Here is a 21,419-nt window from a genome sequence, read left to right on the forward strand (position 1 = left end):
TCAGGCCGTGACCGGCCCGCTATGAAATCGAAACTCACGGTCAGGCTCTTCGACCAGTTTCTGCTCAAGCGCCAGGAACACGGCGACCCTTTCATCGACCGGGCCACCATTGGCCTGCTGTGCCAGGGTCAGGTAATCCTGGTAATGGCGGGCTTCCGACTTCAACAGGCTGTTGTAGAAATCCGCCAGCTTGCCATCCAGATGTGGCGCCAGTGCCGCAAAACGCTCACAGGAGCGGGCTTCAATAATGGCGCCGACAATCAGCACGTCCACCAGCCTGCCGGGGTCTTCAGCCCGCACTTCCTGCCTCAGCCCGGCGGCGTATCGGGCAGGGCTGAGGTGAGCATAGTCCACCCCCCGCTTTTTCATGATGGCCAGCACCTGCTCGAAATGACGCAACTCTTCCCGGGCCAGACGCGACATTTTGTTCAGCAGATCGGTGTTGTCCACGTAGCGGTACATCAGGCTTAACGCGGTCGATGCGGCTTTTTTCTCACAATGGGCGTGATCAATCAGCATCAGATCCTGATTGGCCAGGGCGTTTTCAATCCAGCGGCGAGGCGTGCGGCAGGGCAGGAAATCGTGAATGTCTTGCAGGGCTTCGGTCATGGTAAACGTAGGGTCAGTGTATCGGGGCGGCGAGTATACACCACATAACAGAACACTCCGACGTCTGTCCATCTTAACTTTGTAAGGGCTTTCCTATAGAATGCAGCGCCAGATCAAGGAGTCTCTGAATAAATCCTGAAACCCCATCAGCGATTTGAGGCGTTATTCAGAGGCTCCTGCGGCCTTTTCCGCCATAACACTTCCGCCGGGCACCGACGCCCACAACGCGGGACATTCCAACTGATGAGGGTCCATATCGTGTTAGAAGCCTACCGTGAACACGTCGCAGAACGCGAAGCTCTGGGTATTCCCCCCAAGCCCCTGAACGCAGAACAGACCGCCGCGCTGGTCGAGCTGCTGAAAAATCCCCCTGCCGGCGAAGAAGAAACGCTTGTTTATCTTCTGGAAAACCGCATTCCGCCGGGCGTTGACGAAGCTGCCTACGTCAAGGCCGCTTTCCTGACCGCCATCGTCAAAGGCGAAGCCAGCTCTCCCCTGCTGGACAAAGAGAAAGCCGTCAAGCTGCTGGGCATGATGCAGGGTGGCTACAACATCGCCACTCTGGTTGACCTGCTGGACGATTCCGAACTGGCTGAGCTGGCCGGTGAACAGCTGAAGCGTACCCTGCTGATGTTTGACGCGTTCAACGACGTCAAGGAAAAGATGGACGCCGGCAACGCCGTTGCCAAGGCTGTGATTGAATCCTGGGCCAACGCCGAGTGGTTCACCAACAAGAAGAAGGTTCCCGAAAGCACCAAGATGGTGGTGTTCAAGGTCACCGGCGAAACCAACACCGACGACCTGTCACCGGCTCCCGATGCCTGGTCCCGTCCGGACATCCCGCTGCATGCCCGCGCTGCCTATAAAATGGAGCGTGACGGCCTGAAGCCGGAAGAGCCCGGCGTAACCGGCCCGATGAGCCAGATCGACGAAATCAAGGCCAAGGGCCTGCCGGTTGCCTTCGTAGGTGACGTAGTAGGTACCGGTTCTTCCCGTAAGTCTGCCACCAACTCTGTTCTGTGGTTCTTCGGTGAAGACATCCCGGGCGTGCCGAACAAGCGTGCCGGCGGTGTCTGTATCGGTAACAAGGTTGCCCCGATCTTCTTCAACACCATGGAAGACGCCGGCGCCCTGGTATTCGAAGCACCGGTCGACAACATGAACATGGGCGACGTGATCGAAATTCGTCCGTACGAAGGCAAGATCCTGAACGAAGCCGGCGAGACCATCTCCGAGTTCAAGTTCAAGTCCGACGTCATTCTGGATGAAGTTCAGGCTGGCGGCCGTATTCCGCTGATCATCGGTCGTGGTCTGACCGCCAAGGCGCGTGCCGCCCTGGGCCTGGGTGCTACCGACATCTTCCGTCTGCCGACGGATCCGGAAGCCGGTACCAAGGGCTTCACCCTGGGTCAGAAGATGGTTGGCAAGGCCTGTGGCCTGGAAGAAGGCAAAGGCGTTCGTCCTGGCACCTACTGCGAGCCGCACATGACCACCGTCGGCTCCCAGGACACCACCGGCCCGATGACCCGTGACGAGCTGAAAGACCTGGCGTGTCTGGGCTTCCAGGCCGACCTGGTGATGCAGTCTTTCTGTCACACCGCCGCGTATCCGAAGCCGGTTGACGTGGAAATGCAGCACACCATGCCAGACTTCATCCAGACCCGTGGCGGTGTCGCCCTGCGTCCGGGTGACGGTATTATCCACTCCTGGCTGAACCGCATGCTGTTGCCGGACACCGTGGGTACCGGTGGCGATTCCCACACCCGCTTCCCGATGGGCATCTCCTTCCCGGCCGGTTCCGGTCTGGTCGCGTTTGCCGCCGCAACGGGTGTTATGCCGCTGGATATGCCGGAATCGGTTCTGGTTCGCTTCAAGGGCGAAATGCAGCCGGGCATCACCTTGCGTGACCTGGTGCACGCTATTCCGCTGTACGGCATCAAGCAGGGCATGCTGACCGTTGAGAAGAAAGGCAAGATCAACGAATTCTCCGGCCGCATCCTGGAAATCGAAGGCCTTGAGCACCTGACCGTTGAGCAGGCGTTCGAGCTGTCCGACGCCTCTGCCGAGCGCTCCGCAGCCGGTTGTACCATCAACCTGTCTGAAGAGTCCGTAGCCGAGTACCTGCGTTCCAACATCACCATGCTGCGCTGGATGATTGCCGAAGGTTATGGCGATCCGCGTACCCTGGAGCGTCGCGCCAAGCAGATGGAAGAGTGGATTGCCGATCCGAAGCTGATGCGTGCCGACAAAGACGCCGAGTACGCCCACGTGGTGGAAATCGATCTGGCCGACATCAAGGAGCCGATCGTATGCTGCCCGAACGACCCGGACGACGCCAAGTTCCTGTCCGAAGTTGCTGGCGACAAGGTGGACGAAGTGTTCATCGGTTCCTGCATGACCAACATCGGTCACTTCCGTGCCGCTGGTAAGCTTCTGGAGCAGAACAAAGAGCCCCTGAAGACCCGCCTGTGGATGTCTCCGCCGACCAAGATGGACCAGGCGCAGCTGATGGAAGAAGGCTACTTCAACACCTACGGCACCGCCGGTGTGCGCACCGAGATGCCGGGCTGCTCCCTGTGCATGGGTAACCAGGCACGTGTGGCCGCCAAGTCCACGGTGCTGTCCACCTCCACCCGTAACTTCCCGAACCGCCTCGGCGATGGTGCCAACGTGTACCTGACCTCCGCGGAACTGGCTGCTGTGGGTGCGGTACTGGGCAAACTCCCCTCCCCCGCGGAGTACATGGAGTACGCCAAGGACCTGAACAGCATGTCGAAAGAGATCTACAAGTATCTCAACTTCGACCAGATGGAGAACTACACCAAGAAGGCCGCTGAAGCGAACGTCGCCTAAGCACTAACCTTTAAGGTTTAGCTCCATAACAACGCCAGCCTACGGGCTGGCGTTTTTTTGTGATGCAAATCCGTAAAACAAAAAAGGGCTCCCGCAGGAGCCCCTTTCAACAGTCCTGAGACCGTTTACGGCAGATCACGTGCTCCGCGACCCATGGCACGCTGGAACTGGTCCTGAATGCTCTGGTGAGGCTCACCGGAGAGCTTGGACACAACCAGAATCGCAATGGTGGCGAAGAGGAAGCCAGGTACAATCTCATAGAGGTCGAAAAGACCACCGGTGAGGTTGCCCCAGACCACTACGGTCACACCACCGACCACGATACCTGCGATGGCGCCAGCACGGTTCATCTTGTTCCAGAACAGCGACAGGATCAGCGCGGGACCGAAGGCGGCACCAAAGCCGGCCCAGGCATAGGACACCAGTTCAAGCACCTTGCTGTCCGGATCGAGGCCCAGCAACAGTGCAATGATGGCGATACCCACTACGGCCAGACGACCCACCCATACCAGCTCTTTCTGTGATGCTTCCTTGCGGAACAGCGCCTTGTAGAAATCTTCAGCCAGGGCGGAGGAAGACACCAACAACTGGGAGTCGGCGGTACTCATAATGGCCGCCAGGATGGCGGCCAGCAGGATACCGGCAATAACCGGATGGAACAGAGCGTCCACCAGCAGCATGAAGGCACGCTCGCCGTCGTCCAGTGGCGTCTCAAAATAACCAATGGCCGAGAAGCCAACCAACAGTGCACCCAGCAGTCCCAGGCCACTCCAGGTAACGGCAATACGGCGTGCGGCCGGCACATCATCCTCGGAACGAATCGCCTTGAAACGTGCCAGGATATGCGGTTGACCAAAGTAACCCAGCCCCCAGGCCAGTAGTGAGATAATGGCGATAGCGCTCAAGGCACTGCCGTCGGTTCCGGTCAGGGCATTGAGAAACTCCGGATTCTTCGCCTCCATTGCCATCTCAGTTGCTCCCCAGCCGCCAGCGGCGTTCATCGCCATGATAGGCACCAGCAGCAGCGCGGCAAACATCAGCAGCCCCTGTATTACGTCCGTCCAGGACACCGCAAGGAAACCACCGAAGAAGGTGTAGGACACCACCGCGATGGTGCCAATGATGACAGCCGTGGTGTAGTCGATGCCGAATACAGTCTCAAACAGCTTACCGCCTGCAACCAGACCGGAACTGGTATAGAACAGGAAGAACAGCAGAATGAAGAACGCACACACCACTCGCAGGATACGGCTGGTGTCGTTAAAACGGTTCTCGAAGTAGGAAGGCAGGGTCAGTGAATCCCCGGCTGCCAGGGAGTAGGTACGCAGGCGACGAGCAACAAACAGCCAGTTCAGCCAGGTACCGGCCAACAGGCCAATGGCAATCCAGATAGCTTCATAACCGGCTGCATAGGCATAGCCCGGCAGGCCCAGAAGCAGCCAGCCACTCATGTCTGAAGCACCAGCACTCAGTGCAGATGGCAGTGGCCCGAGACTCCGGCCACCGAGAATGTAGTCTGAAAGATTCGTGGTACGTTTCCAGGCGACGTAACCTACTCCCAACATCAACAAGATGTAGAAAATAAAGGTTATGCTCACCCCTACGCTGTTTCCTATCATTTTAGTTTTCTCCCCGTGCGCTATCTGGGTTCGTTATTGGGTGTTACGACATCCCTGTCGTTGTTCTCATTTCTCCTCGACTTTCTCAATACCAAGCGACAGCAACGACGCGTTACCGCCTACCGCCGTGGTATTAATGGTGCGGGTACGCTCGGTGGCGAACCTCAGCAGGTAATGCGGGCCTCCCGCCTTCGGGCCAGTGCCGGACAGGCCACGACCGCCAAACGGTTGCACACCAACAACGGCACCAATCTGGTTACGGTTGATGTAGCAATTGCCCACTTTTACCCGTTGTTCAATATAGGCCGCCGTGCTCTCACTGCGACTGTGAATGCCCAACGTCAGGCCGTAACCGGCGCCATTGATCTCGTTGATGACGTCGTCGAGCTTCTCGGCCTGGTAACGAATAACATGAAGAATAGGACCAAAATGCTCGGTCTTCAGCTCATTGATGCTGGAAATGCCGTACGCCGAAGGCGCGATGAAGTAGCCAGCCTGACAGGCAGGTGGAACCGGGGCCCGGGCAATCAACCGCGCACCGCTCTCCAGCTCCTGCAAGTGTTGTTGCAGGCTGGATTGCGCCTCTTCATCAATCACCGGCCCCACGTCGGTACGGTGGAGTTCGGGGTTACCAACAGACAACTCCTGCATGGCTCCTGCGAGCAATGTTTCCATCCGGTCTGCCACGTCTTCCTGCAGGTACAATACCCGCAATGCGGAACAACGCTGGCCGGCACTGGCAAAAGCAGATTGAAGTACATCCTGCACCACCTGTTCCGGCAGTGCGCTGCTGTCCACAATCATCGCATTCTGGCCGCCCGTTTCTGCGATCAGGGGCACAATCGGCCCCTCACGCTGAGCCAGTGTGCGGTTAAGAATGTGGGCAACCTGGGTAGATCCGGTGAAGGCGATGCCGGCAATCCTGGGGTCCGGGGTCAGTTTGCCGCCAATTGTTCCGCCATCACCGGGTAACAGTTGAATAACGTCCGGCGGGAAGCCGGCTTCCAGCATCAGTTCCGTCGCCCGGTGGGCCAACAGGCTGGTTTGCTCCGCCGGTTTGGCAATCACGGTATTGCCTGCAACCAGCGCCGCCATGACCTGGCCGGTAAAAATGGCCAGAGGGAAGTTCCAGGGGCTGATGCAGAGAAACACGCCCCGCCCCTCCATATAAAGCTCGTTGCTCTCTCCGGTCGGTCCTGGCAGCGCGATGGCCTTGCCGAAGCGAGCGCGCGCCTGGATGGCGTAATAGCGACAGAAGTCCACGGCTTCCCGTACTTCGTCAATACCATCCTGCATGGTTTTGCCCGCTTCTCGGCAACAGAGAGCCATAAGCTCTTCCATGTGGGTTTCCATCAGATCGGCATACCTTTCGAGGCAGCGCGCGCGATCCTCTACCGGGCGCTCGCTCCAGCTCCGGAAACCTGCCGTAGCAACCTCCAGGGCTTCCGCCGCATGGCCTTCGCCGGCCCACACCACATGCCCGACAGACCGGGTCCGGTCGTACGGTGAGCGAACCTGCGTACGTTCTCCATCCCGACGGCGAGTACCGTTGATCACCGGACCGGCATCCCAACTGGTGTTCCCCCACTCGGCCAGATGATTCATCAGAGGATTCAGGTGGGCGGCAATATGAATGTTCAGGCCTTTTGAGTTCCTGCGCTCGCCACCGTAGATATCCGTTGGCAAGGGGATGCGGTCGTTTGGCAGGGAATCGTACTTCTGCAGCTCCTGAACCGGGTCCTGCACCAGGGCTTCAATCGGTGTGGCAGCATCCACCAGGCGATGCACGAAAGAAGAGTTGGCGCCATTTTCCAGCAAGCGACGCACCAGATAGGGCAGCAGATCCTTGTGGGCACCAACGGGGGCGTAAATACGAACCGGAATGTCATGCTCCTGAAGAATCCCGTTGTAAAGCGCATCCCCCATGCCATGCAGGCGTTGGAACTCGATCTTCCGGCTCTTGTTCTTTGACATCGCCAGCACCGAAGCCACGGTATGGGCATTGTGGCTGGCCAGCTGAGGGTAAAGGGCGCCATCGGTGTAATCGCTCAGCAGGTAGCGCAGGCACGCCAGATAGGATGTGTCCGTGGCTTCCTTACGGGTAAACACCGGATAGCTGTCGAGACCCAATTGTTGGCAGATCTTGATCTCGGTATCCCAGTACGCGCCCTTGACCAGCCGAATCGGGATTTCATCGCCCTGCTCTTTTGCCAGCCTGGTCAACCAGCACAGCACCGGCAATGCACGCTTGGAATAAGCCTGGATAACCAGACCAAACCCGCCCCAACCCCGGGCAACCGGTGACGTGTAAACTTTCTCAAACAACTTGAGGGAAAGTTCAAGGCGGTCCATCTCCTCTGCATCGATGGTAATCGACACGCCTTTTTCCCGCGCCCGTTCCAATAATCCGCCCACAGTCTCAGCCAGCTCCTTGAGGACCCGCTCTTCCTGAGCGACTTCGTAACGTGGATGCAGGGCAGATAATTTGATGGAAATAGAGGGGGACGGTACGCCGGCCGAAGGGTAGGTATCGTTGCCTACAGACTCTATGGCGCGCAGATAATCCTGTAAATAGCGCTCGGCATCGTCTCTGGTCAAGGCGGCTTCGCCAAGCATATCGAAAGAATAGGTATAGCCCAGGTCACGATATTCACGAGCGTTCTTCAGGGCTTCGTCGATATCCCGCCCCAGCACGAATTGCTTACCCATAATTGCCATGGCGCGGTACATGGCACTACGGATGACCGGTTCGCCGCTGCGCTTGACCAGCCGCCTCCAGATGCTGGAGGGGGATCCATCGAGGCGCTTGTCCATCTTGACCACGTGGCCGGTAAGCAGTAGCCCCCAAGTGGAGGCATTAACCAGCGTGGACTCACTGCGGCCAACGTGTTTCTGCCAGTCTGCCACTGACATTTTGTCGCCGATCAGGGCATCCGCAGTGTATTTGTCCGGGATTCGCATCAGGGCTTCAGCCAGGCACATCAACAGGATACCTTCCTCGGTATCCAGGCTGTATTCCTGCAACAAGGCATCGACCATATGGACGGCGTCGTCCTGCTCGCGCACTTTTCTGATCAGCGTGGTGGCTGTTTCGGTAACCGCACGTTGTTCTGCTGCATCGCTCTGGGCCAGGGGAATCAGCTCATTCAGGTAGCGGGTTTCGTCAACGGCATAGTTTCCGATAATGCTCTCCCAGAAACAGGATCGCGACTGCTCCTGGAATGCCGGCTCAAGAACCTTGCTTGCACTGAACATAGGCATACCCCTTCCCGATATCGGAGACGGTCTCTCCGATATCCAACATAGTGCTTTCAGGTCAGGAAACAGGCGCCTGGTTCCGGCAGCGTCCTGACGATGATCAACTGAACCTGTAAGTTAGTATTACTACGGATTACAGACTTACAAATTCCTACGATTCTTTTGCAAATTCGTCCGGAACTGCTGATTTTTAGTGAAATCAGGCGACTTTTTCACCTAACCGTAACTTGGTGGGAGTAGTGCCCTTGTATTTTCTCAGCGCATTGGTAAGGGCACCCTGGGATGAAAACCCGGTCCGGTAACTGACTTCAGACACCGAAAGTCCGGTGGAAAGGAGTAACTGTGCCGCCTGATCAAGGCGAGTCTGCAACAGGAACTGATGAGGAGTAATGCCGGTGACTTCCCGGAACATTTCATGGAATCGGCTGACACTCAGGCAGGCCACTCCCGCCAGGTCGGTAACCGTGATCTTGCGATGCAGGTTTTCCATGATATAGCGGCGAATGGTGTCCGGCCGGATGGTATGACGATGGGCCTGTACTGATCGCCCGTCATTCAGGCGCTCCGCCATGCAATGCAGGATGCTGGCCGCCAGATGCTGCTTAAGGCCATCGTTTTCCGGTGCCCGGTCAAACTCACCGGCGGTGAACTGCACCAGCCCTTGCAGTCTATTATCCATGTCCAGGGTTCTCGGCCGCTCAAACAGAGGAGCCAATCGCTCGTATTCCGCATGGGCGGGCGTGTTGAGGGCAGGCATGTAGGGATCCAGATTAATCACCAGAACATGGTTCTGGTTATCCCCACAATAGTCGTGGCGTGCTTCCGTGGGCACCAGGCAAGCTCGCCAGGTATCGAGGTGAGAACCGGTGCCATCCACGCTGATATCGGCCTCTCCCCTCACACCCACGACTATCTGATGATGCTCATGGCGATGCTGGTGTGACGCTATGGGAAGTTTCAACAAGCGTGCGTTCAACATTTCCGGTTTCCGGATTTCTTTTGAGAATGTGACTCAATTAAAGCAGATCAGGTCAAAACTTGCACGAAATTGACCGAAACGTCGATATCACAAAGGCAGCCGGGCCATCAGGATGCCTTTGTCACCATCGCAGTGATACGACTGACTACGTCCTCAGTGACCACTTCCAGTGACCTGGCGGCGTCAACGATCTGATAACGCTCAGGGTCTGCAGAGGCCCGTTTCAGGTAGGTAGCGCGGATGCGCTCAAAGAACGCCAAAGCTTCCTGCTCAAAGCGATCCAGGTCACCGCGATGGCGGGCGCGGGTCATTCCGGTTTCGACCGGTGCATCCAGCAGAATCACCTGATCCGGCCGGACCTCCCCCTGCACCAGATCTTCCAGCAACGCAATGTGTTCTTCCGGGACACCGCGACCACCGCCCTGATAGGCGAATGTGGCATCGGTAAAGCGGTCACACAACACCCACCGCCCCGCATTCAGTTCCGGCAGAATACGGGTGTGCAGATGTTGAGCACGAGCTGCAAACATCAGCAGGAGTTCTGTGGTCTCGTTGACCGGTTCGTCCCGCGGCGTCAGCAGCAACTCCCGAATGGCTTCGGCCATCGGCGTACCACCAGGCTCCCGGGTGACAATAAATTCCACCCCCAGCGCGGTCAGCGTATCCGCCGCAGTCTGCAACTGGGTGGATTTCCCAACGCCCTCGGTACCTTCGAAGGTAATGAATCGGCCACGCTGAGTCATGGGTTCTCCCCGTTAACGACGGGAGCCGGGGATGACCGGTAGTCCGAACGGCGATTAAGCTGGAATTCCCTTACCGCCTTCTGATGCTCGCTCAAAGTTCTGGAAAATTTGTGGGTGCCGTCACCCCGGGCGACGAAGTAGAGCGCATCCCCGCCTTCCGGGTTCAGCGCCGCGTGAATCGCTTCCCTGCCCGGCAAGGCAATAGGTGTGGGCGGCAGCCCGTCAATTCGGTAGGTATTGTAGGGCGTATGGCGCTGCAGATCCTTGCGGGTAATGCGGCCAACGTAACGATCCCCCATGCCGTAAATGACCGTGGGGTCCGTCTGCAGCCGCATGCCCTTCTGCAACCGTCGCACGAAGACACCGGCCACCTCGCCACGCTCGGCAGGGGCCCCGGTTTCCCTCTCGACGATGGACGCCATGATCAGGGCTTCGTAGGGAGAATCGTACGGCAGGTTTTCCGCCCGATCCTCCCATTCCTCCGCCAGGACCTGCTCCATGCGCTCAAAAGACCGCCGCAGGAGATCCAGATCCGTCTCACCACGGGTAAACGCATAGGTGTCCGGGAAAAAGCGACCCTCGGGATGCTCGCCTTCGGCACCAACCGCTTTCATGATGTCGTCATCACTCCAATCGGTGGTTTCCAGCACGAGATGTTCGCTGTTTGCCAAGGCCTGACGCATGTCCTGGAACGTCCAGCCTTCTATGAACTGAATCGACCATTGTTTGGTATCGCCAGCGACCATCTTCGACAGAATCTGCCGGGGACTCATACCAGAGTTAATCTCATACTCTCCGGCCTTTACCTGGATTACCTCCGGGTTAAGGCGACCATGAAGTCGCATCCACAGGGAATCCTCCAGAAACCCCTCGGCTTCCAGCTTGCGTGCCACCTGGCCAAAGCCCGTCCCCATAGGCACATCGAACAGCACCGGCTCTTCCAGTGTCACCGGGATATCCAGGGTTTTCATTCCCTGCCATACCCAAAGCGCACCGCCGGAACCGGCCAGGATCAGAAGACAAACAACGGCTATCAGTAACTTCCGGAGCAAACTAGAATTCCACTAAATCGAGAGGGTTGAAGATTGTCGCAAGAGCGTCATTAACTGGCAAATCCAGCCCGTCAAATCTGCGAACTGGCACTATACCAATCACGCTGTTCATCAGGTAGAGCCCCTGAAAATCAGGCCCTTTGAGCTTCGAAGGGGGGATCGCCGAATATTCCACTTTCTCCCCCTGACGATCCAGGTAATCCATCACATGGCCGCGCATGACCCCTGCAACCGCCAGGCACTCCCGAGGCGGAGTTATCCAGTGAGCGGAGGTTTTCATCAACACGTTGGTGCGGGTTCCCTCAACCAGTTGACCGGCAGAGTCACACATCGCCACTTCATACAGCTCATCGGTCAGCCCACGGCTCGCCATCACCTGCTCCAGGCGATTGAGCGTCTTGATGCCAGCGAGGCGTGGATTAACGGTCAACGGAAACTCCGAGACACCGGCCACAACACCTTCAGGACCGGGAACGGGTGGCATAGCACTGACGGACACAATCAGATTCGGCATCCCTTCGTCCGCAGGGCGGTAGCCACGCCCACCGCTTCCGCGGGTCAGTACCAGCTTGAGAACCCAGCTTCCGGAGCCAAAGGTCTCCGCGTGCACTCCAACCGCATCGCGTACGGCGGCACGTAACTCCGGTTCAGTAACGGCAATGCCCAGCACTGCGGCGTCCGCCACCATTCTCCGGAGGTGTCGGGAAAGCAGAACTGCCCCGCAGCCTTCCATACGAATGGTTTCAAACAGTCCGTCGCCGTACGACAGACCACGATCGGTCGCAGAAACGTTGTTACTGTTCGCCGAAATTACGTTCAACAAACCGGTTTAATCCTCGTAACGGCGGAAAATCAACGTGCCGTTGGTACCACCAAAACCGAAGGAATTGGACAGGGCAACGCGAACATCCGCTTTCCGGCTCTGGTTGGCAACGAAGTCCAGATCACAGCCGTCATCCGGGTTGTCCAGATTGATCGTGGGAGGCAATACGCCCTCACGAATCGCCAACACAGAAAAAATTGCCTCAACCGCACCGGCCGCTCCCAGCAAATGCCCGGTCATGGACTTGGTACTGCTCATGGCGAGTTTACCGGCATGATCGGCAAACACACTCTTCACCGCTGCGACTTCGGCCACGTCCCCCACCTGGGTCGAGGTACCATGGGCATTGATATAATCAATCTCGGACGGCTCGATGCCCGCATCCCGAATGGCGTTTTTCATCGAGCGCGCAGCCCCTTCACCAGACTCCGGGGGAGCGGTGATGTGGTGGGCATCGTCACTCATGCCAAACCCGATCACTTCACCGTAGATCGTGGCGCCACGGCGCTGGGCATGTTCCAGATCTTCCAGCACCAGCACCCCGGCACCGTCGCTCAGGACAAAACCGTCCCGCTCCCTGTCCCAGGGGCGACTCGCCTTCTGCGGCTCGTCGTTGCGGGTGGACAGCGCCCGGGCCGCGGAGAACGCCGCCAAGCCGGTGCGGGTGGTGGCCATTTCCGAACCACCAGCCAGCATCACGTCGGCATCACCGTAGGCAATTGTCCGGGCGGCGTAACCGATATTGTGGGTACCCGTCGTGCAGGCCGTGGTAATGGCAATATTGGGGCCGCGATAGCCAAAGCGGATGGCCACATTCCCGGAAATCATATTGATCACCGAGGCAGGCACAAAGAACGGCGACACCTTGCGCGGCCCTGACTTATCCATGGCCAGTACGCTTTTCTCGATAAATTCCAGGCCACCGATACCCGAGCCGATAGCGACACCCACACGTTCGCTATCCAGATCGGTGTATTGATCCAGGCCGCTAGCCTCGACTGCCTGTTGCGCGGCAATCAGACCGTAATGGATAAAGGCGTCCAGCTTTCGGGCATCCTTTGCCGACAGGTAGGGTTCGATGTCCAGATCCTTGACGGCACCGCCTATCCGGGTGTTGTAGCCGGAAGCATCAAAGCGATCAATCGTCCCTATTCCGCTCCGCCCCGCCTGGATTCCTTCCCACGAGGACTCGACACTGTTACCCAGTGGCGACAGCATGCCCATGCCTGTAATCACAACACGTCGTTTAGTCATAACCCCTTTCACCTGATTTGAACCGTGTGACACCGAAATCCGAATTAGAAATTAAGATCAGCCAATAAAAAAGCCGTCCTTAGATTTTACACTAGGACGGCTTCTGGCCTGGCTTAAAAAACGTGCAGAGTATCAGGTGTGCGCGACAATGTAGTCGATCGCGTCCTGAACACTTGTCAGCTTCTCGGCCTCTTCGTCAGGAATCTCGGTTTCAAATTCCTCTTCCAGTGCCATAACCAGCTCAACGGTGTCCAGTGAGTCAGCGCCAAGATCCTCTACAAAAGAAGATGAATTCTGAACTTCGGACTCTTTAACGCCCAACTGCTCACAAACGATCTTCTTCACGCGCTCTTCAACTGTACTCATAATGTCCTCACTTTTGTGTCAACCAAGCAACTTAAGTGCTGCAAGTGTAGTTTAAACCCTACCCGCAAACAAGCAGGGATTCTGTTAAACATGTTGTGCGACAAGGAGTTGCGCACAAGCCCTGAAATGGGCTTATCCCATGTACATGCCACCGTTTACGTGGATGGTCTCACCCGTTACGTAACCGGCCGATTCCGACGCCAGGAAGGCAACCACGGCTGCGACTTCTTCCGGCTCACCCAGACGACCCGCGGGTATGACTTCCAGCATAGCCTCGCGTTGCTTATCGTCCAGTTTTCGAGTCATATCCGTGTCGATAAATCCGGGCGCCACGCAATTTGCAGTGATGCCACGATTCGACATTTCTTTCGCCAGGCTTCGGGTAAAGCCTTCCACGCCGGCTTTTGCAGCGCAGTAGTTGCCCTGCCCGGGGTTACCCATGCCCGCCACGACGGAACTGATATTGATGATTCGCCCCCAACGGGCCTTGGCCATCCCGCGAAGCACCGCCTTGCTGGTGCGGTACACGCTGGACAGGTTGGTTTCCAGCACGGAAGTCCAGTCATCATCCTTCAGACGCATCAGGAGGTTATCACGGGTAATACCGGCATTATTGACCAGGATCACCGGCGCGCCGGATTTTTCCGACACCGCCTTGAGGCCTTCCTCGATACTGCCGGGGTCCGCGACGTTCATCACGATGCCGTAGCCATTCAGCCCCGCCTCTTTCATGGCGGCCGAAATCGATTCAGCCCCCTCAGCGCTGGTTGCCGTACCTACCACCTCGGCGCCCTGCTCTGCCAATGCCCGCGCAATGGCCTTACCAATACCGCGGGTCGCACCGGTAACCAGTGCGGTTTTGCCTTCAAGAGACATGGTTCGCTCCCTTCTGTTTAGGACTATCCAACGGTTCAGGACTGTCCGAATGCATCCATTGCTTTCGCGAGCGCATCCGGGTCTTCAATTCCATGCACCGACAAATTGCGGTCGATACGCTTGATCAGACCAGCAAGAACCTTACCAGCCCCACATTCAACGGCAACCTGCACGTCACTGGCGACCAGCGCACGTACCGAATCGGTCCAGAGCACCGGCGAATAAAGCTGCTTGACCAGATTGGCCTTCAGTGTATCGGCATCCGTCCCCGCCGATGCATTAACATTCTGTATGATGGGGATGACAGCATCATTAAAACTGACTTCATCCAGTGCGGTGGCCAGTTCCTCAGCGGCGCCTTTCATCAGTGCACAATGAGAGGGCACACTCACCGGCAATGGCATGGCCTTGCGAGCCCCTTTCGCCTTGCAGGCCTCGACCGCGCGCTCCACAGCCGCAGCGGAACCGGCAATAACCACTTGCCCCGGTGCATTGAAATTAACAGCAGACACCACGTCGCCGCTGGCCGCTTCTTCGCAGGCGGCAACCACGTCAGCATCCTCAAGCCCGAGAATAGCCGCCATTTTGCCCTCACCGGCGGGCACAGCATTCTGCATCAACTCGCCACGCAGGCGCACGAGCTCGATGGCATCCAGAAAGTCCAGGCTTTCCGCCGCCACCAGTGCACTGTATTCACCCAGGCTGTGCCCGGCCAGAAAATCGGGCCGTTTACCACCAGCAACAAACCACTGCCGCCAAAGGGCAATGCTTGCAGTCAGCAACGCGGGTTGGGTAACCATGGTCTGGTTGAGCTCTTCTGCGGGGCCTTTCTGACAAAGGTGCCACAGATCGTAACCAAGATGTTGAGACGCTTCGGAGAAGGTCTGTTCGATAATGGGCCAGTGCTCGGCAGCTGTTGCCAGCATGCCTACTGACTGCGACCCCTGTCCGGGAAAAATAAAGGCTGATTTCATAAGCGGAATCTTACCGTCATTGGAGGGTTGCGGGAGATTAGCCAATAGTACAATTTAAGGTAAAGTCGCACCAATGTACCGGCTTCAGAGAACAGACTTTAGTCGCAGACAGGTCAAATCATCAAATCGTCAAGGCGCTCATTGATACGCTGGGGCACCTCCAGCTCAACCTCCCTGACCGCCTGACGAATGGCCGAGAGCATGGCGCGCTCGTTGGCATTGCCATGGCTTTTGATCACCACGCCCTGCAGACCCAGCAAGCTGGCACCATTGTGACGGGATGGGTCCATCAACCGCAGCAACCGACCAATAAGCGGGCGCGCCAGCAACCCAACAAATCGCCCATAGAGGGTGCGGGTAAAGGTCTGCTCCATCAATTCGATCAACAGGCCCGCCACGCCCTCTCCGGTTTTGAGGGCAATATTGCCGACAAAGCCATCACAGACCACGACATCCGCCACATCGCGAAACAGATCACTGCCTTCTACGTAGCCGATGTAATTGATGGTATCGCACTGGGCCAACATGTGAGAGGCGAGACGCACCTGCTCATTTCCCTTGATCTCTTCCTCACCCACGTTAAGCAGGGCCACCCGGGGTTCTGGCTGGGCACATATTGCGGATGCCATCAGCGACCCCATCAGGGCGTATTGATACAGGTTTTCCGCAGTGGAATCGACATTGGCGCCCAGATCCAGAACATGGCACCGACCGCGCAGGGAGGGAATCAGTTTGGAAATCGCCGGGCGCTCAATACCCGGGTACATCCGAATAATGGATCGGCCAAACGCCATCAGCGCGCCGGTATTGCCCGCACTGACACAGCCCTGGGCCTCGCCATCGCGCACCAGACTGAGGGCTACCGCCATTGAGGAATTGCGCTTGTGTCTGAGCGCATGGGACGGGCGTTCGTTCATCCGAACCACATCCGCCGCTTCAACGATGCGAATTCGGGGGTGCCCGGGATCCAAAAAAGCCTCGAGCTCACTCCGGATACCAACCAGAATAAGACTCAAGGCTTCATTTTCGCGCACCGCATCCAGTGCCGCGGAGGCAACCACCGCGGCCCCGCGATCGCCACTCATGGCATCAATCGCAATGGTGACTGACGTCACCCTTTTTGCATCCGGCACTGGATTGCGGCCTGACTGCAACGAGTTACTCGTCGCGCGCTTCGATTACCTGCTTACCACGGTAAAAGCCGTCCGGAGACACGTGGTGACGACGATGAACTTCGCCGGTGGTTGTGTCAGTGGACAGAGTTGCGGCGCTCAGGGCGTCGTGTGAACGGCGCATGCCACGCTTTGAGCGGGTCTTTCGGTTTTGCTGTACAGCCATGATTATGCTCCTGACCTGTTAACGTGAACTAAAACAGTAACGTCTATTCGTTAGTATCGCGCTGGCTTCCCGCAGGACACCGCGCCCGGTTAATGCTTCTTCGTCTTGAGATCCGCCAGCACACTGAACGGGTTCTCACCTGATGGTTTCTCCGGCGCAGCCGACTCACCATCAGGCTCGTATGCTTCCAGATCTTCCCGGGCCGGACAGTCGTTCCGGTCGTGAAGCGGGAATGGTGGCAGCACCAGCAGCAGTTCATCTTCACACATGGACCAGAGATCCGCACTGAACTCATCCGTCAGGAACGGCTCCAACTCCTTCGGTAACTGCTGCGCCTGTTCATCACTGGTAACGAGCCCCAGCGTAAATTCAGAATCCAGTGTCCGGTGCATGGCATTCATGCAGCGCTGGCATTCCAGATCGACCGGCGCCCGCAACTCTCCCGATACGATGCGACGACGTTGACTGTCCATGGTGAATGACAGACGAACCCGGCACACCGCCCCCTCGCCATAACCCAGTATCGCTTCACGGAAACGCGACAACCCGATCAGAGGAATTTCTCCCTCCAACACGGTGTTCTGCTCCGCCAACCGATAGGGATCGACAGATCTGGGTAACTCGGCGTTTGACGCTTTTGACATAGGCGCGCAATTTTAGGGGCCCGACGGGCCGCTGTCAAAGACTTCATTGCCTTTTGCACAGCGGTTCCGGTATGAATAGGTGTATTCTACGACAAATCCCGGCAGTGCCGCTGAAAAACAGGCAAATTCATGAAGTCACAACCATTACTGCTCGCCTCGTCTTCCCCCTATCGCCGGGAGTTGCTCCAACGGCTGGGCCTGCCCTTTACCTGCGCAAGCCCGGATATAGACGAATCCATCCAGCCCGGTGAAACTGCGGAGAACTTGGCCACCAGACTGGCCAGGCAAAAGGCCCAGGCACTGGCATCCAGCCACCCGGGACACTGGATTATCGGCTCCGACCAGGTTGCCTGCCTGCCCGACGGCACCATACTCAACAAACCGGGCAACCACGAACAGGCCGTTCGCCAACTCACCAGAAGCAGCGGCCAGCAGGTCACCTTCCTGACAGGCCTTGCCCTGACTAATGCCGACACTGGCGCCAGCCAGGTTCACTGCGAGCCCTACCAGGTGCACTTCAGAACCCTGGAAACCAGGGAAATAGAAAGCTACCTGGCAAGGGAACAGCCCTATGACTGCGCCGGCAGCTTCAAGATGGAAGGGCTGGGCATCGCCCTGTTCGAGTCCCTGGAAGGACGGGACCCGAACAGCCTGGTCGGCCTGCCACTGATTGCCCTGATCGACATGTTGCGCTCCTGGGGCCAGAACCCTTTGCTGCGCTAGCGAAGCTCAAAACGCGCTTCCATCATGCGATTGGCCAGGGCATTACCGACAGACACCCCAAACTGATCAACGATATCCTGGAACGGTGACTTGCGACGACTGTAGTCAACCAAGTCTTCCTCGCCAATCACCTGACGGGCAACGTGAGAGGCACTCCCCAGACCATCGATCAACCCCAACTCCAGCGCCTGCTCTCCACTCCAGACCAGCCCCGAAAACAGCCGCTCGTCATCCGCCAGGCGATCACCTCGCCCTTCCCGGACCTTTTCAATGAACTGGCTATGGGTGGTTTCCAGCACACCCTGCCAGAAAGCAACTTCCTCTTCATTTTCCGGAGAGAACGGGTCCAGGAAAGCCTTATTTTCGCCCGCAGTGTATAGCCGGCGCTCAATCCCGACCTTATCCATCACCCCGGTAAACCCGAAACCACCGGCCACTACGCCGATGGAGCCCACCAGACTGGCCTTATCGGCATATATCTCATCCGCAGCGGCGGCAATGTAGTAAGCCCCGGAGGCACCGACATCGGAAATGACAGCATAGACCTTCTTGTCCGGATGCTCGCCACGAAGACGCTGAATCTCATCGTAGACATAGCCGGCCTGAACCGGACTGCCGCCTCCGCTATTAATGCGCAACACAACCGCAACGGAATTATCCGCCTCGAAAGCCTTACGCAGGGAGCCGACGATATTGTCCGCACTGGCAAGTTCGTCAGCCGCGATGGTTCCGTTTATCTCCACCAAAGCTGTATGCGAGCCCGTGGCCGCCTCCAGGCTGTCACCCAAAGGAAACTTGATGATAAACAGCAAGGCAAACAGGTATGCAAACGTCAGCAGCTTGAAAAAGATCCCCCAGCGGCGACTTTTCCGCTGCTCGGACTGAAGGGAAAGCACCAGCTTTTCAATCAGCTTCCAGTCACGACCGCTTTCCGGCGGCAGATTCGGCTTCCTGCCGCCACCCGACGACTCAGGCGTTGCCGGAGGATCTCCCCACTCGGGCTTGTTGTCAGAATTCCACTCACTCATACCCAGCTTTCCTTAGTTACTGATACCGCTCACAAACCCAGTACATCCCGCAGATCCCGCACGGATTCGACGACCGCATGCGGCGCATACTGCCCGAGAACATCCCGCTTGTGGACACCCCACTCGACTCCGATTGAAGGCATCCCGATACGCTGCGCCATCTCAAGATCGTAGCGGGTATCACCGATCATCACTGCCTCGGAGGGCTCAATTCCGTAAAACGTAATGATCTCTTTCAACATGGCCGGGTCCGGCTTGGACCGAGTCTCATCGGCACAACGGGTGATGTCGAAATGCACCCCAAGCCCGCTCGACACCAAAGCACCGTCCAGCCCCCGGCGACTCTTACCGGTCGCCACCGAACACCCTCGGCCTGCAAGACGAATATCCGTCACCACATCCGCCATCCCCTCAAACACATTCTGGGGCGTGGTTACCTTGGCGAAAAAATAGCGTGCGTAACCTTCACGGATCGCGTTCATTTCTGCGCGACTGATGCCCGGATAGAGCTTTTCCAGAGCCTCGACCATCCCTAATCCGATGATATCCCGATACGCTTCACGCTCAAGGGCCGGGTAGCCCAAGTCAGTGGCCGCCTGATGAAGGCTGTCCGCAATATGTTCCACGGAATCCACCAGGGTGCCATCCCAGTCAAAAATCACGACTTTAACGTCCATAAACCTGTTCCTGCTTTCCCGATAAACTGGCACTGCGGGCCTGGGTTACCGGTTTGAATTTCGACGCAACGCCAGCCTGTCGAGAAACTGTTGAAACGCATCGTCATAAGCCGCCTCCAGCCGCACCGGCTCACCGGTCACCGGCAGGGAAAACTCCAGCGCGCGGGCATGCAGCATCAGCCTCTGCCCGCCAGCGGCACGAAACGCTTTCAGGCTGACATCATCCATATACTTGTCATCCCCGGCAATCGGATGACCTGCCCACAAGGCATGCACACGAATCTGGTGAGTCCGGCCCGTTACCGGCGACGCTTCGACCAGACTGTAACCGCCGAAGGCCGAAAGACACCGGAACGTTGTCAGCGATGCCTTACCAGCCTCATCCACCCGGACCCGGCGCTCGCCATTGGGCATCTCATAACGCAACAGCGGCTGCTCCACCCGGCTCACGTCATCCGGCCAGTCACCCGCCACCAAAGCGTGGTAGTGCTTACGGATGCGCTTATGGCGAAGCTCGTCCTGAAGATACCGCAGCGCCGACCGCTTCTTGGCCACCATCACCAGCCCCGAGGTATCCCGGTCCAGGCGATGCACCAACTCGAGAAAACGGGTGCCCGGGCGCGCGGAACGCAGCACCTCGATCAGCCCGAAACTCAGCCCGCTGCCACCATGGACAGCGATGCCGGAGGGCTTGTTCACCACCAGCATGTGCTCATTCTCGAACACAATGGCATTCTCCATCACCCCCTGCACCCGCGAGCCCGGCGCGACCTGTTCCGGTTTCTCCTTGCGCGTCACCGGGGGGATGCGCACCTCATCGCCAGCCTTGAGCCGGGTATCCGGTTTTACCCGGCCCTTGTTAACCCGGACTTCACCCTTGCGAATAACGCGATAGATAATGCTCTTGGGAACACCGCGAAGCTGCGCCAGCAAAAAGTTGTCCAGCCGCTGACCTTCGTTGTCCTCATCCACCACGACCCGCCGGACCCCCTGGCGAATCTCGCCAGCTTTTCCCCCGGATGGCGCTGACACCTGCTGCGGCCGACCTCCCGTTGCGGGTTTCTGGGGGCGGGCAGCCTGCCCCCGCCGGGGACCGGATTGCCGTGCCTGCCTGTTTCTGGGCGCTTTGGACATGAATACCTTATCGGTGATGTAAATGCGGGATTGAAGCCCCGAAAGAATACTGTTATATTCCGGCGTGCTTTGCCGTTTGTCTACGGCCTGACCCAATGAGTCAGAAGCCGGAGCGGCAGAAGTATACCGACACTATTTAAGAGTTTGAACGCCGTAAGCCCAATCATTACCGGGTACGGCGATTAAAATGCTCCCGGGTCATCACGGCAAGCCACATTGACGGCCTCTGACCGGGCCCCGGGAGAGTGGAAACAACCGTACGGAAAACCGTCGGGCGACATCGCGAAGAATCATTACCAGCACGCAGGGCCGGGCCGTCCAGATTACGAATACGACGTGAGACCCAGGCACCAGTGTGAACCTGAAAACGGATAACATGCGTCAACAGACACTTACCTTACACGACTTCTCCCTGCCCTATGGCAGACGGACCGTCGGCGGTGGTCTCAGGCTCACGGGACAACTTCCC

Annotated in this window: 19 protein-coding genes; 2 read left to right on the plus strand and 17 right to left on the minus strand. The window is 57.7% G+C overall.

Annotation, left to right across the window (positions count from 1 at the left end):
- Nucleotides 1-609, minus strand: a complete 609-nt coding sequence (locus tag EHN06_RS12685) for a tRNA-(ms[2]io[6]A)-hydroxylase (RefSeq protein WP_127332920.1) — start codon at nt 607-609, stop codon at nt 1-3.
- Between the two features lie 258 nt (nt 610-867).
- Between EHN06_RS12685 and EHN06_RS12690 the strand changes: the two genes are divergently transcribed.
- Nucleotides 868-3,462, plus strand: a complete 2,595-nt coding sequence (locus EHN06_RS12690; protein ID WP_127334441.1) for a bifunctional aconitate hydratase 2/2-methylisocitrate dehydratase — start codon at nt 868-870, stop codon at nt 3,460-3,462.
- Nucleotides 3,463-3,587: 125 nt separating this feature from the next.
- Here the strand turns inward: EHN06_RS12690 and putP are convergent, their stop codons facing one another.
- The 13 genes from putP to EHN06_RS12755 form a co-directional block, all read right to left on the minus strand.
- On the minus strand, nt 3,588-5,081 hold the full coding sequence (gene putP / locus EHN06_RS12695) for a sodium/proline symporter PutP (RefSeq protein WP_127332921.1): 1,494 nt from the start codon (nt 5,079-5,081) through the stop codon (nt 3,588-3,590).
- Between the two features lie 66 nt (nt 5,082-5,147).
- Nucleotides 5,148-8,336, minus strand: a complete 3,189-nt coding sequence (gene putA / locus EHN06_RS12700) for a bifunctional proline dehydrogenase/L-glutamate gamma-semialdehyde dehydrogenase PutA (protein ID WP_127332922.1) — start codon at nt 8,334-8,336, stop codon at nt 5,148-5,150.
- Nucleotides 8,337-8,538: 202 nt separating this feature from the next.
- Complete coding sequence (locus tag EHN06_RS12705; protein ID WP_127332923.1) at nt 8,539-9,318, minus strand: helix-turn-helix transcriptional regulator; 780 nt, start codon at nt 9,316-9,318, stop codon at nt 8,539-8,541.
- Between the two features lie 107 nt (nt 9,319-9,425).
- Nucleotides 9,426-10,061 carry a dTMP kinase gene (gene tmk / locus EHN06_RS12710; RefSeq protein WP_127332924.1) on the minus strand — a complete coding sequence of 212 codons (636 nt, stop codon included), beginning with the start codon at nt 10,059-10,061 and terminating at the stop codon, nt 9,426-9,428.
- A complete protein-coding gene (gene mltG, locus EHN06_RS12715; RefSeq protein ID WP_127332925.1) occupies nt 10,058-11,113 on the minus strand; it encodes an endolytic transglycosylase MltG in 1,056 nt (351 codons plus the stop codon). The genes tmk and mltG overlap by 4 nt, the downstream gene beginning before the upstream one ends.
- A 1-nt stretch (nt 11,114) precedes the next feature.
- Nucleotides 11,115-11,936 carry an aminodeoxychorismate lyase gene (gene pabC / locus EHN06_RS12720; RefSeq protein WP_127332926.1) on the minus strand — a complete coding sequence of 274 codons (822 nt, stop codon included), beginning with the start codon at nt 11,934-11,936 and terminating at the stop codon, nt 11,115-11,117.
- A 6-nt stretch (nt 11,937-11,942) separates the two neighbouring features.
- A complete protein-coding gene (fabF, locus tag EHN06_RS12725; protein ID WP_127332927.1) occupies nt 11,943-13,190 on the minus strand; it encodes a beta-ketoacyl-ACP synthase II in 1,248 nt (415 codons plus the stop codon).
- A gap of 132 nt (nt 13,191-13,322) precedes the next feature.
- Nucleotides 13,323-13,556, minus strand: coding sequence for an acyl carrier protein (acpP, locus tag EHN06_RS12730; RefSeq protein WP_008174976.1), 234 nt, complete (start codon nt 13,554-13,556; stop codon nt 13,323-13,325).
- A 132-nt stretch (nt 13,557-13,688) separates the two neighbouring features.
- Nucleotides 13,689-14,432, minus strand: coding sequence for a 3-oxoacyl-ACP reductase FabG (gene fabG / locus EHN06_RS12735; RefSeq protein WP_127332928.1), 744 nt, complete (start codon nt 14,430-14,432; stop codon nt 13,689-13,691).
- 35 nt (nt 14,433-14,467) lie between these two features.
- Nucleotides 14,468-15,406 (minus strand): ACP S-malonyltransferase, encoded by a 939-nt coding sequence (gene fabD, locus EHN06_RS12740; RefSeq protein ID WP_127332929.1) that lies wholly within the window; start codon nt 15,404-15,406, stop codon nt 14,468-14,470.
- 113 nt (nt 15,407-15,519) lie between these two features.
- Nucleotides 15,520-16,521: a phosphate acyltransferase PlsX gene (gene plsX, locus EHN06_RS12745; RefSeq protein ID WP_127332930.1), complete on the minus strand. Its 1,002-nt coding sequence runs from the start codon at nt 16,519-16,521 to the stop codon at nt 15,520-15,522.
- Nucleotides 16,522-16,564: 43 nt separating this feature from the next.
- Nucleotides 16,565-16,744, minus strand: a complete 180-nt coding sequence (gene rpmF, locus EHN06_RS12750; RefSeq protein ID WP_127332931.1) for a 50S ribosomal protein L32 — start codon at nt 16,742-16,744, stop codon at nt 16,565-16,567.
- An 89-nt stretch (nt 16,745-16,833) separates the two neighbouring features.
- Nucleotides 16,834-17,388 (minus strand): YceD family protein, encoded by a 555-nt coding sequence (locus EHN06_RS12755; RefSeq protein WP_127332932.1) that lies wholly within the window; start codon nt 17,386-17,388, stop codon nt 16,834-16,836.
- 129 nt (nt 17,389-17,517) lie between these two features.
- Between EHN06_RS12755 and EHN06_RS12760 the strand changes: the two genes are divergently transcribed.
- Entirely contained in the window at nt 17,518-18,111 is a 594-nt protein-coding gene (locus EHN06_RS12760; RefSeq protein ID WP_127332933.1) for a Maf family protein, read from the plus strand.
- On the opposite strand, the gene EHN06_RS12765 is transcribed toward EHN06_RS12760, so the two are convergent.
- The 3 genes from EHN06_RS12765 to rluC are packed head-to-tail and all read right to left on the minus strand — an operon-like array spanning nt 18,108 to nt 20,950.
- Entirely contained in the window at nt 18,108-19,139 is a 1,032-nt protein-coding gene (locus tag EHN06_RS12765) for a S49 family peptidase (protein WP_127332934.1), read from the minus strand. The genes EHN06_RS12760 and EHN06_RS12765 overlap by 4 nt on opposite strands.
- A gap of 29 nt (nt 19,140-19,168) precedes the next feature.
- Entirely contained in the window at nt 19,169-19,816 is a 648-nt protein-coding gene (locus EHN06_RS12770; protein ID WP_127332935.1) for an HAD family hydrolase, read from the minus strand.
- 45 nt (nt 19,817-19,861) lie between these two features.
- Entirely contained in the window at nt 19,862-20,950 is a 1,089-nt protein-coding gene (rluC, locus tag EHN06_RS12775; protein WP_127332936.1) for a 23S rRNA pseudouridine(955/2504/2580) synthase RluC, read from the minus strand.
- Nucleotides 20,951-21,419 lie beyond the last annotated feature (469 nt).

The organism is Marinobacter sp. NP-4(2019) (genome assembly GCF_003994855.1).
GTDB lineage: Bacteria > Pseudomonadota > Gammaproteobacteria > Pseudomonadales > Oleiphilaceae > Marinobacter.

Excerpts from the sequence above, each read along its gene's own strand:
- EHN06_RS12685 (WP_127332920.1), bottom strand. The coding sequence starts at position 609 with ATGACCGAAGCCCTGCAAGACATTCACGATTTCCTGCCCTGCCGCACG.
- putP (WP_127332921.1), bottom strand. The coding sequence starts at position 5,081 with ATGATAGGAAACAGCGTAGGGGTGAGCATAACCTTTATTTTCTACATC.
- putA (WP_127332922.1), bottom strand. The coding sequence starts at position 8,336 with ATGTTCAGTGCAAGCAAGGTTCTTGAGCCGGCATTCCAGGAGCAGTCG.
- EHN06_RS12705 (WP_127332923.1), bottom strand. The coding sequence starts at position 9,318 with ATGTTGAACGCACGCTTGTTGAAACTTCCCATAGCGTCACACCAGCAT.
- tmk (WP_127332924.1), bottom strand. The coding sequence starts at position 10,061 with ATGACTCAGCGTGGCCGATTCATTACCTTCGAAGGTACCGAGGGCGTT.
- fabF (WP_127332927.1), bottom strand. The coding sequence starts at position 13,190 with ATGACTAAACGACGTGTTGTGATTACAGGCATGGGCATGCTGTCGCCA.
- acpP (WP_008174976.1), bottom strand. The coding sequence starts at position 13,556 with ATGAGTACAGTTGAAGAGCGCGTGAAGAAGATCGTTTGTGAGCAGTTG.
- fabG (WP_127332928.1), bottom strand. The coding sequence starts at position 14,432 with ATGTCTCTTGAAGGCAAAACCGCACTGGTTACCGGTGCGACCCGCGGT.
- fabD (WP_127332929.1), bottom strand. The coding sequence starts at position 15,406 with ATGAAATCAGCCTTTATTTTTCCCGGACAGGGGTCGCAGTCAGTAGGC.
- rpmF (WP_127332931.1), bottom strand. The coding sequence starts at position 16,744 with ATGGCTGTACAGCAAAACCGAAAGACCCGCTCAAAGCGTGGCATGCGC.
- EHN06_RS12755 (WP_127332932.1), bottom strand. The coding sequence starts at position 17,388 with ATGTCAAAAGCGTCAAACGCCGAGTTACCCAGATCTGTCGATCCCTAT.
- EHN06_RS12760 (WP_127332933.1), top strand. The coding sequence starts at position 17,518 with ATGAAGTCACAACCATTACTGCTCGCCTCGTCTTCCCCCTATCGCCGG.
- EHN06_RS12765 (WP_127332934.1), bottom strand. The coding sequence starts at position 19,139 with ATGAGTGAGTGGAATTCTGACAACAAGCCCGAGTGGGGAGATCCTCCG.
- EHN06_RS12770 (WP_127332935.1), bottom strand. The coding sequence starts at position 19,816 with ATGGACGTTAAAGTCGTGATTTTTGACTGGGATGGCACCCTGGTGGAT.
- rluC (WP_127332936.1), bottom strand. The coding sequence starts at position 20,950 with ATGTCCAAAGCGCCCAGAAACAGGCAGGCACGGCAATCCGGTCCCCGG.